The 11,975-nt window shown below is 65.3% G+C and carries 11 protein-coding genes; 8 read left to right on the forward strand and 3 right to left on the reverse strand.

Annotated elements, in window-relative coordinates:
* Positions 1–20 precede the first annotated feature (20 nt).
* On the reverse strand, positions 21–392 hold the full coding sequence (locus KHO27_RS18560) for a translation initiation factor Sui1 (RefSeq protein WP_023631654.1): 372 nt from the start codon (positions 390–392) through the stop codon (positions 21–23).
* Positions 393–732: 340 nt separating this feature from the next.
* Between KHO27_RS18560 and KHO27_RS18565 the strand changes: the two genes are divergently transcribed.
* The gene (locus KHO27_RS18565) at positions 733–1,338 is read left to right on the forward strand and encodes a DapH/DapD/GlmU-related protein (protein ID WP_110703723.1); all 606 of its coding nucleotides are present in this window, start codon (positions 733–735) and stop codon (positions 1,336–1,338) included.
* Here KHO27_RS18565 and KHO27_RS18570 read toward each other — a convergent pair.
* Positions 1,335–1,874 (reverse strand): NUDIX hydrolase, encoded by a 540-nt coding sequence (locus KHO27_RS18570; RefSeq protein WP_110703721.1) that lies wholly within the window; start codon positions 1,872–1,874, stop codon positions 1,335–1,337. The genes KHO27_RS18565 and KHO27_RS18570 overlap by 4 nt on opposite strands.
* Before the next feature lies 1 nt (position 1,875).
* The gene (locus KHO27_RS18575) at positions 1,876–2,943 is read right to left on the reverse strand and encodes a DUF2333 family protein (RefSeq protein WP_102684474.1); all 1,068 of its coding nucleotides are present in this window, start codon (positions 2,941–2,943) and stop codon (positions 1,876–1,878) included.
* A gap of 249 nt (positions 2,944–3,192) precedes the next feature.
* Between KHO27_RS18575 and KHO27_RS18580 the strand changes: the two genes are divergently transcribed.
* The 7 genes from KHO27_RS18580 to KHO27_RS18610 all read left to right on the forward strand — a co-directional run bounded on the left by KHO27_RS18580 (position 3,193) and on the right by KHO27_RS18610 (position 11,916).
* Entirely contained in the window at positions 3,193–4,809 is a 1,617-nt protein-coding gene (locus KHO27_RS18580; RefSeq protein ID WP_111533339.1) for a diguanylate cyclase, read from the forward strand.
* A gap of 460 nt (positions 4,810–5,269) precedes the next feature.
* A complete protein-coding gene (locus KHO27_RS18585; RefSeq protein WP_502937654.1) occupies positions 5,270–7,015 on the forward strand; it encodes a methyl-accepting chemotaxis protein in 1,746 nt (581 codons plus the stop codon).
* A gap of 85 nt (positions 7,016–7,100) precedes the next feature.
* Positions 7,101–8,858 (forward strand): protein-disulfide reductase DsbD, encoded by a 1,758-nt coding sequence (locus tag KHO27_RS18590; protein ID WP_214500610.1) that lies wholly within the window; start codon positions 7,101–7,103, stop codon positions 8,856–8,858.
* Positions 8,859–9,035: 177 nt separating this feature from the next.
* Positions 9,036–9,488 carry a type II 3-dehydroquinate dehydratase gene (gene aroQ / locus KHO27_RS18595; RefSeq protein ID WP_011535870.1) on the forward strand — a complete coding sequence of 151 codons (453 nt, stop codon included), beginning with the start codon at positions 9,036–9,038 and terminating at the stop codon, positions 9,486–9,488.
* 101 nt (positions 9,489–9,589) lie between these two features.
* On the forward strand, positions 9,590–10,054 hold the full coding sequence (accB, locus tag KHO27_RS18600) for an acetyl-CoA carboxylase biotin carboxyl carrier protein (RefSeq protein WP_046854115.1): 465 nt from the start codon (positions 9,590–9,592) through the stop codon (positions 10,052–10,054).
* 17 nt (positions 10,055–10,071) lie between these two features.
* Positions 10,072–11,427 carry an acetyl-CoA carboxylase biotin carboxylase subunit gene (accC, locus tag KHO27_RS18605; RefSeq protein ID WP_102684478.1) on the forward strand — a complete coding sequence of 452 codons (1,356 nt, stop codon included), beginning with the start codon at positions 10,072–10,074 and terminating at the stop codon, positions 11,425–11,427.
* A gap of 195 nt (positions 11,428–11,622) precedes the next feature.
* Positions 11,623–11,916 carry a PA2433 domain-containing protein gene (locus KHO27_RS18610; RefSeq protein ID WP_023631557.1) on the forward strand — a complete coding sequence of 98 codons (294 nt, stop codon included), beginning with the start codon at positions 11,623–11,625 and terminating at the stop codon, positions 11,914–11,916.
* The last annotated feature ends 59 nt before the right edge of the window (positions 11,917–11,975 follow it).

Raw genomic sequence — 11,975 nt, forward strand, 5'->3', positions numbered from 1 at the left:
AAAAAATCGCGCGGCTGCACTCAGCCGCCGGATTTCTTCGCCTTGAAACCCTGCTTGATCAGCTCGGCGAGCAACAGCTCGACGTGATCGCCCTGGATTTCAATGACCCCATCCTTGAGCGCGCCACCGGTGCCGCAGCGACGCTTGAGCGTGCTGGCGAGCTCCTTGAGCGGTTCCAGGGCCAGGGGGACGCCCGTGATGGTGGTCACCGTCTTGCCGCCACGGCCTTTGCTTTCACGGCGCACGCGGGCAATGCCATCCCCCTCGGGGATGACCTGCTGCTTGCAGATACAGTCGTCCACCGGTTTGCTGCAGTCGGGACAGTGCCGACCGGCATCGGTGGAAAAGACGAGACCGCCCAGGGCGGAAAAGGAAGAAGCTTTCTTGGCCACTTTTGTTCCTCTGTGCCGAGGACAAAAAACTGGTCGGCGGGAGCCGACCGCGATGCCCCACTCTGGCAGGGGCGGCGCTACTGCCGCAAGGTTGTGCGGCAGCCCGAAAAGGGCGCGCAGTGTAACGATAAATCTGGCTGTTGCTAAGTACAGGATTGCGCCATTTTACGAATGTTTTGCGACCTGGCTCACCATAGCGCGACAACCTGGTCCGAGACTCGACGCGAGAGCCGCCCTTCAGGCACCTTGATTCAATACCCGGTAACGATTCACTAATGGCAACGCTTGGAGCAACCCTCATAGTAACGGCCTTCACCAAGCCCATGTAGGAGAGCCGTCCATGAAGATTCCCGCCATCAGCGACTTCATTGCCCGTTGGCAGCAACTGGGACTGAGCCTGCCACTCCCCTGGCAATTGACCCAGGACAGTCAGAATCAGGTTCGGGCATTGCTTGGCACGCTGCCGCCAGGCTTCCGGCGCCAAGGCGATTGCGCGATCCATGAGACTGCAACCATCGAGCCAGGTGCAGTGCTGAAAGGCCCGATCATTATCGGCGCGGATTGCTTTGTCGCTGCGGGGGCCTACCTGCGGGACGGGGTTTACCTCGGCCGCCAGTGCATCGTCGGCCCAAGCTGCGAAGTGAAAAGCAGCTTCATTCTCGACGGCAGCAAACTGGCACACTTCAATTTTGTCGGCGACTCGTTGATCGGAGCGAACGTCAACGTCGAAGCCGGCGCCATCATCGCCAATTATCGCAATGAGTTGGACGGCGCGCCCATCATAATTCGCCACGGCGACGGGGTGATAGAAACGCAAGTCAGCAAATTCGGCGCACTGATCGGCGACATCTGCAAAATCGGCGCAAACGCCGTTATAGCACCCGGTGCCTTGCTTCGGCCGGGTACCAAGGTGCCGCGCCTGGGGCTGATCGACCAAGGCGCCTAGGGTTGAATGCCGGCCATGTAGCGCTCAAGCGCCAACAGCGAATCGGGACAGAGTTGCGACCTGCAAAAGTCGAGCTCCAGCCGGGCAAGCTTGATAAAGCGTGCCTCACTCACCTCCTCGGGTTGCAGCCGCAACGCTCCGTCCCAAACAGCCGAGAATACCGCGCACCATAAGCGGTTGCCCGGCAGGTCGAGAGGGAAGGTTTCATGGAAGCGCAGCTCGACGCCGCTCACCCCCAGCTCCTCCGCAAGCTCCCGGGCCGCCGATTCGGCATAGGACTCCTGCACCCCGACCATCCCCCCCGCCGCCACATCCCAGTAACCGGGATACAGCGCCTTGCTCAGGGTCCGCCGGTGCACGCACAGGTCGCCCGCGCTGTTGAACAGCAGGATAAAGGTACAGCGCCCGATCAGGCCGCGCTCACGCAATTCGGCCCGTGGCAGGGCACCGAGCAGTTGGTCATGCTCATCGACCCAGGCCACCAGTTCGGCGTCGGAGGCCGCGCGGTGCGCGACCTCGGCAGGATTGACCGGCACCTCAGCCTTGGGACAGCAGTTGGCGCAGGTCGATGACCGCGGCATTGGCACGGGAGATGTAGTTTGCCATCACCAGCGAGTGGTTGGCCCACATGCCGAAGCCGCTGCCGTTGAGCACCATCGGGCTCCACAGCGCTTCCTGCGAGGCTTCCAGCTCGCGGATGATCTGCCGCACGCTGACCGTGGCGTTCTTCTTCGCCAGCACGTCGGCGAAATCGACCTCGATGGCGCGCAGCAGGTGCGACAGCGCCCAAGCCTGGCCACGGGCTTCGTAGAACACGTTGTCGATCTGCAGCCATGGGGTCTCGACCACTTCCTCGTCGACCTGTGGCGCCTGGCCCGGGGCCACGGACTCGGTCTTCAGGGTGTTGTTGAGCTTGACCCGGCCGACACTGGCCGACAGGCGCTGCGACAGCGAGCCCAGGCGGGTAGCGACGTCACCCAGCCAGTTGTTCAGGTTGTCGGCGCGGGTGTAGAAGATCGCGCCCTGGTCGCCCTTGGCCAGGCGCACCTGGTAGCGGTTCAGCGACTTGATGCCCTCTTCGAACTCCGACTCGCTCGACGGCAGGATCCAGCTCTTGTTGTCGAAGTTGAAGCGCGGTTCGGCCTTGGCCAGGTCGGCATCCTCGGTCGATTGCGACTGCGAACGGGCGAAGTCCTTGCGCAAGGCGCGGGACAGGTCACGCACCTGGACCAGCACGCCGTATTCCCAGCTCGGCATGTTGTCCATCCACAGCCCTGGCGGGAAACGGTCGTTGGAGATGTAGCCCCCCGGCTTGTCGAGCAGGGTGCCGGCGACGGTCTTGAGGGTTTCGATGGTGGTGTAGCCGACCACCATCTGCTGGCCGTTGCGCTCGGCGGCGGCCTGGGCGTTCTGCTGCACCGGGAACAGCTCGGGCTCCTGGCTCCAGTACCAGCCCAGGCCGATGCACACCAGCAGGTAGAGGCCGATCAGGGTGCCCAGGGCACGGCTCCAGAGGCCGCCAACGTAGCTACGGGTAGCGGCGCCGCGGGTTTCGACCCGCTCGCGGGGCTCGGCCTTGGCCTCGCGGTTTTTCCAATCCAGCATGGCATTGTCCTTAATCAGTCACGAACGGTTCAGGGTTTGGACCACAGGCCTCGGCCAGGGTGCCACGACAAACCCAGGTGACAGCACTATAAAGCAGACGCCGCCATTCGTATAAGCGACCAACAGGTCAGCAACTGAATTACGGTCCCTTAACACTTTGTTGACCCGAGGCACTCGCTTGTCGGAAAAGCGGTGCTAGCATAGAGCCATCATTGAACCTGCACCCTCCCACTCATAAGTAGTCAGGACATGACCCAGCCAGCCGAGCCGAGCCACGAACGCCTCAAGCAGCATTTTGCCCAGCGGGTGATCCACCAGGCTCGGCAGATCCTCGAGATCTGGCAGCGCCTGCAGCGTGGCGAGTGGTCCAGCGGCGACCTGGGCGAGCTGTGCGAGGCCAACCTGCGCCTGCAGCGCTATGCCGAACGCTTCGAGCAGCCCGAGCATGGCAGCCTGTCAACGGCCATCGGCCAGACCCTGCGCGCCATCGAAGCCAACAGCGCACGCCTGAACTCGGAACTGATCAGCGAACTCAACCGCCTGATGCAGCGCCTGTCGCGCACCGGCCTGCGCAAGGGCGACCAGCTCGACAATGTGCCCCTGCCGCCGCTGCGCAAACCGGTGTACATCGTGCTGCAGGACCACGACCGCGCCGAGCGCCTGGCCCAGCAACTGGAGTTCTTCGGCCTCACCGTGCAGGCGCTGTGCAGCGCCGAGGCGTTCCAGGCGTCGATGAGCGAGCGCCTGCCGTCGGCGATCGTCATGGACGTCGACTTCACTGGCGCCGGCATCGGCCTGCAACTGGCGGCCCAGGCGCAGCAGGGCCTGGAACAACCGGTACCGCTGCTGTTCTTCAGCCTGCATGAAACCGACACCCCGACCCGCCTGGCCGCAGTGCGTGCCGGCGGCCAGGAGTTCCTCACCGGCACCCTGGACGCCTCCAGCCTGCTGGAGAAGCTCGAACTGCTGACCAGCGCCACCCAGTACGACCCGTTCCGCGTGCTGGTGATCGACGACTCCCGGGCCCAGGCCCTGCACACCGAGCGAACGCTCAACAGCGCCGGGATCATCACCCGCACCCTCACCGAGCCGATCCGCACCATGAGCGAGCTGGCGGACTTCCAGCCCGACCTGATCATCCTCGACATGTACATGCCCGCGTGCACCGGCCCGGAACTGGCCAAGGTGATCCGCCACAACGACCGCTACGTCAGCGTGCCGATCATCTACCTGTCGGCCGAGGACGACCTGGACAAGCAGCTCGACGCCATGAGCGAGGGCGGCGACGACTTCCTGACCAAGCCAATCCGCTCGCGGCACCTGGTGACCACCGTGCGCAACCGCGCCGCCCGCGCCCGCCACCTCAAGGCACGGATGGTGCGCGACAGCCTCACCGGGCTGTACAACCACACCCACATCCTGCAATTGCTCGAGGACTGCAGCTTCCGCGCCCGCCGCGAAGTGCAGCCCCTTAGCTTCGCCATGCTCGACATCGACCACTTCAAGAAGATCAACGACCGCCACGGCCACCCCATGGGCGACCGGGTGATCAAGAGCCTGGCGCTGTTCCTCAAGCAGCGGTTGCGCAAGACCGACTTCATCGGCCGCTACGGTGGCGAGGAATTCGCCATCGTCATGCCCAATACCGGACTGGAAGCGGCGCACAGGGTGCTCGACGAAATCCGTCGGCGCTTTGCCGAGATCCATTACCCGGCCCAGCCCCACGACCTGCAATGCACCTTCAGCGCCGGGGTGGTGCAGCTGGACGAGCAACTCGACGCGCTGACCATGGCCAGCGCCGCGGACGAGGCGCTGTACCGCGCCAAGCATGCCGGGCGCAACTGCGTGGTGCGGGTCGAGCCTTAGCTCATCGCGGGGCAAGCTCGCTCCCACGTGCGATGCCTGGACGCCTGCAATTGGCTTGCTCCATTTGCGCAGAATGGCGCATGACTCGTGGGAGCGGGCTTGCCCCGCGATGGACCAGGCACCAATACCGGCACTGTGCCACTTTTTTTATGGCGCCAACCCGCCGTCGTCATCACCTCGTCACAAAATCGCAATAACTTCAGGCCCGACTTCTCCACTCCCCCTCCGCAGGAAGTTCGCGGCTATGCGCCTGAAGTGGCTGACCAATTTCAACACCCTGTTGCTGGTGACCGTGTGTATCGCCCTGGGCGCGACCCTGTGGTGGTCGCAACGCGCCCTGGAACGTCCCTATCAATTGATGGAGCGCTACCTGGGCCTGTCCCAGCAGTTCCAGAACGACGCCGCGCGCAACATCCAGGCCTACCTGGGCAGCGGCGACGCCCTGCGCCACGCGGCGGCCATGGAGGCCAACACGCAATTGCAGGCAGCCCTGGCCGACTGGCCTGAGCCCCTGTCGGCCAAGCTGCGCCCGAGCCTGGACAGCCTGCAGGGCTTCACCGCCAACGAACTGCTCGCCGCCGGCAAGCTGGCCGGCGATCCCCAGGCCTTGCTGCTGCAAGCCGAACGGGAGCTGGGGGCGAACCTCGAGCAACTGGCCGGCTATGCCCGTGACAGCGGCAACGCCGACGCCAGTCGTTACCTGACGCCGCTGCTGGAAGCCTCGCTGCACCTGGGCCGCCTGTCCCTGGCCCGCGACAAGCTGGTCAGCAGCGGCCGCGCCGAGCTGGCCGACGAAGTGGACCGCGAACTGCAGCAGATCGCCGCCCAGGCCCAGGCCATCGACGGCCTGCCGCTGCTGGGGGTGACCCGCGCCGCCGAATCCAATGCCGATGACTTTGCCGCGATGATGGGCCTGGAGTCGCAAGCCAGCGCCGAGCAGGAAGACGTCGCCGTGGGCCTGAAACGCGAGCTGCACAGCCTGCTCAGCCGCTACCCTGGCGAACTGCAACGTACCCGCGAGCAGATCGAGCGCCGCGCCACCCTGGCCGCCAGCACCGGTGAGCGCCTGGAGGCGGTGCAACAGGCCATCGCCGGCCTCGAGCCCGAGGTACGCGGCCTGCACGCCACCATCGCTGGCGAGGTACGGCTGATCCAGGGCCTGATGATCGGCCTGATCCTGCTGATCGCCCTGCTCATCGACACCCTGCAACGTCGCCTGGCACGCACCCTCACCAGCCTGGCGCCGGCGCTGTCGCGCTGGGCCGAGGGCGACTTCGCCCAACCCATCACCCTAGGCCGCACCAACCGCGAGCTGCACGATATCCAGGAATCGCTGAACCGCCTGCGCCAGTACCTGGTGGAGCTGGTCGGCACTATCCGTCACAACGCCGAACAGGTGGCCGGCAGCAGCCATGCCCTGGCCGGCATGAGCAGCGCCCTGCACGACGGCGCCGAACGCCAGGCCGGCGACACGGCGCAGATCCGCGACGCCCTGGGCGAGCTGGAGGCGACCATCCAGCAGGTGGCCGGCGATGCCAGCTCAGCCGCCGAGGCCAGCCGCGACGCCGGCCGGGCCGTGGAGCAGGGCCAGACAGTGATCGGCCAGAGCCTGTCCGGCCTGCGCACGCTGGTCGACGAGGTGCAAGGCAACGCCCGCATGATCGAGCAATTGGCGGAAGAGTCGGCGACCATCGGTGGCGTGCTCACGGTGATCCGGGCGATTGCCGAACAGACCAACCTGCTGGCGCTCAACGCCGCCATCGAAGCGGCCCGGGCCGGCGAGATGGGCCGAGGCTTCGCCGTGGTGGCCGACGAAGTGCGCTCGCTGGCGCAGCGCACCACTGGCGCCACCGGCGAGATCCAGGCGCTGATCGACCGCCTGCAGCAAGCCGCCCGCGATTCGGTGGACGGCATGCGCACCCAGCTGGAGCACGCCGAGGCCACGGCCAACCAGGCACAGTCGGCCGATGGCGCGTTGGACGCGATCGTCAGCGCCATCCGCACCATTTCCGACACCGCGGTGCGCATCGCCGATGTGACTGCGCAGCAGACCGGGGCGGTGAGCGAGATTCGTGATCACAGCGAGCGCATCCACGAGCTGGGCGAGGACAACCTGCAGCGTATTGGCGAAGGGCGTGAGCAGGGCGAGCAGTTGCTCAAGCTGGGCGGTGAGTTGAACACGGCGGTGCGGGCGTTCCGGCTCTGAAAGCATCGCGGGGCTTGCCCCGCGATGGCCCATAGCCTCGCCAAGTCCGCTATCATGCCGCCACGTTCCACCTCGCGAGTCCGCCATGCGCCGCCTGTTTTTCCTGTTGTTCCTGCTGCTGGCCAGCCCTGCGTTCGCCAGCGGCCTGCTCGACAACCGCCCCAGCGCCACCCTCGGCGCCGCGTCCAACAGCGCCGACTTCCTGCCGGTGCACGAAGCCTTCAAGCTCAGCCTGATCGAGGCCGACGCCCAGACCGTCAAGCTGCGCTTCGTCGCCACCGACGGCTATTACCTCTACCGCCACCGCTTCCAGTTCCGCACCGAGCCTGCGGACATCAAGCTCGGCGCGCCGAACATCCCCCAGGGCGAGGCCAAGCACGACGAGTTCTTCGGCGACGTCGAGGTGTACCACGGCGTACTCGACATCGAACTGCCGCGCAACGACGCGCGCGCCTTCACCCTGCTGGTGGGTTACCAGGGCTGCGCCGACAAGGGCCTGTGCTATCCGCCGGAAACCGAGCGGTTGAGCATCGATGGCCAAGGCGCTCCGCTGCCGGCAAGCGCCGAACAGGGCTGGACCTGGAAGTCGCTGCTGCTGTTCTTCCTTGCCGGTGTCGGCCTGACCTTCACCCCGTGCGTGCTGCCGATGCTGCCGATCCTCTCCGGGGTGGTGCTGCGCGGCCAGGTCGGCGGCCTGCGCGGGCTGTCGCTGTCGCTGGCCTACGTGCTGCCGATGGCGGCGAGCTTCGCCGTGCTCGGCGCCTTGATGGGCCTGTTCGGCGCCGGCCTGAACCTGCAGGCGCGCCTGCAGTCGGCCTGGGTGCTGGTGCCGTTCGCCGCATTCTTCGTGCTGTTCGCCCTGGCCATGTTCGGCCTGTTCGACCTCAAGCTGCCGCAGGCGCTGAGCAGCCGCCTGGACAGCCTCGCCCACCGCACCAAGGGTGGCTCGCTGCTGGGCGCCGCGGTGCTCGGCGTGCTGTCCAGCCTGCTGGTCTCACCGTGCGTGTCGGCGCCGCTGGCCGGCGCGCTGCTGTACATCAGCGCCAGCGGCGACGCGCTGGGCGGCGCCCTGAAACTGTTTACCCTGGGCCTGGGCATGGGCGCGCCGCTGTTGCTGGTCGCCACCGGTGGCGCCGCTTGGCTGCCCAAGAGCGGGCCGTGGATGAACACGGTGAAGAACGCCATCGGCGTGCTGCTGCTGGGCCTGGCCATCGGCCTGCTCAGCCGCGTGCTGCCGGGGCCCGTCACCCTGCTGCTGATCGGCCTGTTGGCCGCCGGCGTGGCGTTGTTCCTCGGCGCCCTGGAATTCGTGGTCAAGACCCCACGCCAGCGCCTGGCGCAACTGCTTGGCCTGGCGCTGTTGGTCTATGCGCTGGCCTGCTGGTATGGCGCCCTTAGCGGCCAGGGCGACCCACTGCGCCCGCTGCCGCCACCCACCGTGGCCGGCAGCCCCGCAGCGGCCAAGGCCGACGCCTGGCAGACCATCACCCGCCCCGCCGCCCTCGACGCCGCCCTGGCCGAAGCCAAGGCCGCCGGCCAGCCAGTGCTGCTCGACTGGTACGCCGACTGGTGCATCAGCTGCAAGGTGATCGAGCACGAGGTGCTCAACGCGCCGCAGGTCGAGGCGCAACTCGGCGCCTTCCGCCTGCTGCGCTTCGACATCACCGAAAGCAATGCCGAACAGCGCGCCCTGCTCGACCGCTACCGCCTGTTCGGCCCGCCCGCGTTAATGTTCTTTGCGGCGAACGGCAGCGAAATGACCAGCGATCGGGTGATTGGCGAGATAAACGCCGGCGATTTTGCCCAGGTTGTGGCGCGCGTGCGCGGCCAACTCGGTCTATAACTTCCCGCAGCCTCTGAAAAATCCGCTGGCGAGTGACCAAAGTTAATCATCCGGTCACATACTTTGCGTGAATCTCGGACATCGTGCTGGCTATTGCCGGGAACTGGACACTCAGCGCCTGTTGCGGCATAGTCGCCGCGCTATGTCGAATTGCCCTACAAAACCAAGGAATCGCAGATGGCAACCCTACTGGTGCTGCACGGCCCCAACCTGAACCTGCTCGGGACCCGCGAACCGGGGCACTACGGCGCCGCCACCCTGGCCCAGATCAATCAGGACCTGGAGCAGCGCGCCCGCGCCGCCGGCCACCATCTGCAATACCTGCAGAGCAATGCCGAGTACGAATTGATCGACCGCATCCATGCCGCGCGCAACGAAGGCGTGGACTTCATCCTGATCAATCCGGCCGCTTTCACCCACACCAGCGTCGCATTACGTGACGCATTGCTCGCGGTGAGCATCCCATTCATCGAAGTGCACCTTTCCAACGTGCACAAACGCGAGCCGTTCCGTCACCACTCCTACTTTTCGGATGTTGCCGTAGGGGTGATCTGCGGCCTCGGAGCCACCGGTTACCGGTTGGCCCTGGAGTCCGCGCTGGAACACCTGGCTGCCAACGCACAGCCCTGATGACACAAGGCCTTGGCCCTTTCGGGCCGAGGCTCATGAAGAAACGTTTTCGACACGTTTTAAAATACGTCCCCCGACCGAACCTTGGGAGTTGCTGATTAATGGATATCCGTAAAGTCAAAAAGCTGATCGAACTGCTGGAAGAGTCCGGCATCGACGAACTGGAGATCAAGGAAGGCGAAGAGTCCGTTCGCATCAGCCGTCACAGCAAGACCCCAGCCGCCCAGCAGTTCTACGCACCCGCGCCAATGGCCGCCGCGCCTGCCGCCGCCCCGGTTGCCGCCGCTGCCGCCCCGGCCGCTGAAGCCGCTGCCGCCGCACCTGCCCTGAAAGGCACCGTGGTGCGTTCGCCGATGGTCGGCACCTTCTACCGCAAGCCTTCGCCAACTTCGCCGAACTACGCAGAAGTCGGCCAGGCCGTGAAGAAGGGCGACACCCTGTGCATCGTCGAAGCCATGAAGATGATGAACCACATCGAATCCGATATCGGCGGTGTGATCGACGCCATCCTGGTAGAAGACGGCCAGCCGGTTGAGTTCGACCAGCCGCTGTTCACCATCGTTTGATTCGCGGAGAGCCAACGATGTCTGGGAAGCTCGAAAAAGTTCTGATCGCCAACCGCGGGGAAATTGCCCTGCGGATCCTGCGTGCCTGCAAAGAGCTGGGCATCAAGACCGTCGCCGTGCACTCCACGGCTGACCGTGAACTGATGCACCTGGGCCTGGCAGACGAATCGGTCTGCATCGGCCCTGCATCGTCCAAGGAATCCTACCTGCACATCCCGGCGATCATCGCCGCCGCCGAAGTGACAGGTGCCACCGCCATCCACCCGGGCTACGGCTTCCTCGCGGAAAACGCCGATTTCGCCGAGCAGGTGGAAAACTCCGGCTACATCTTCATCGGCCCGAAAGCCGACACCATCCGCCTGATGGGCGACAAGGTGTCGGCCAAGGACGCGATGATCAAGTCGGGCGTACCGACCGTACCGGGCTCCGACGGCCCGCTGCCGGAAGACCCGGAAACCGCGCTGGCGATCGCCCGCGAGGTGGGTTACCCGGTGATCATCAAGGCCGCCGGTGGCGGTGGTGGTCGCGGCATGCGCGTTGTGCACAAGGAAGAAGACCTGATCGAATCGGCCAAGCTGACCCGCACCGAAGCCGGTGCCGCGTTCGGCAACCCGATGGTCTACCTGGAGAAGTTCCTGACCAACCCACGCCACGTGGAAGTGCAGGTCCTGTCCGACGGCCAGGGCAACGCCGTGCACCTGGGCGACCGTGACTGCTCGCTGCAGCGCCGTCACCAGAAAGTACTGGAAGAAGCGCCGGCCCCGGGCATCGACGAGAAGGCCCGCCAGGAAGTCTTCAAGCGTTGCGTCGACGCGTGCATCGAGATCGGCTACCGCGGTGCCGGTACCTTCGAGTTCCTGTACGAGAACGGCCGCTTCTACTTCATCGAGATGAACACCCGTGTTCAGGTGGAGCACCCGGTTTCGGAAATGGTCACCGGTATCGACATCGTCAAGGAGATGCTCAGCATCGCCGCTGGCAACAAGCTGTCGTTCCGCCAGGAAGACGTGGTGATTCGCGGCCACTCGCTGGAGTGCCGGATCAACGCCGAAGACCCGAAGAAGTTCATCCCGAGCCCAGGCAAGGTGAAGCACTTCCACGCCCCGGGCGGCAACGGCGTGCGCGTCGATTCGCACCTGTACAGCGGCTACTCGGTTCCGCCGAACTACGATTCGTTGATCGGCAAGCTGATCACCTACGGCAAGGACCGCGACGAAGCCATGGCACGCATGCGCAATGCCCTGGACGAGATCGTCGTCGACGGCATCAAGACCAACATCCCGCTGCACCGCGACCTGGTGCGTGATGAAGGTTTCTGCAAAGGCGGCGTCAACATCCACTACCTCGAGCACAAACTGGCCAACCAGGAGTGATCGCGTTAGCGTGATGAAAGAGCCCCGGCCCCGTGCCGGGGTTTTTTATTTGCGCATGCCAAAACCCCGCAAGCGCAAGGTGTAGGAGCGGGCTTGCCCCGCGATGCAAGGGCGACAAACCCGATTGAACCCCGCCCAAAGCCACGCAGTCCACCGATCAGGCCCACCTTCCCGAGGCCTCACGAGGAGACTCCCATGAAAGGTACTGCGCTATCCGCCCTGTTCGCGGCCGCCACCCTGCTGGCCTCGCCTGTATTCGCCGCCGACGACCTGTGCGCCATGAACCTGCAGAAGATCGACGACAGCATGGCCACCGCCGGCGCCACCTCCGAAGGCCTGGACAAGGCCATCACCGAGCATGTGGACCAGGCCAAGGCCGCTCAGGCGAAAGGCGATACCAAGGAATGCATCGCCATCACCAGCAAGGTGCTCGAGCGCCTGGAAAAGACCGAGAAAGGCAGCGGCTCGGCCGGTGGCAGCGGCACCTAGTCCCTGCGCGCACGCGGGCGGCCGAACCTTCTGTCGACGTCGCCCGCGTAAGCGCGTAT

The organism is Pseudomonas sp. RC3H12 (genome assembly GCF_018596375.1).
Lineage (GTDB): Bacteria > Pseudomonadota > Gammaproteobacteria > Pseudomonadales > Pseudomonadaceae > Aquipseudomonas.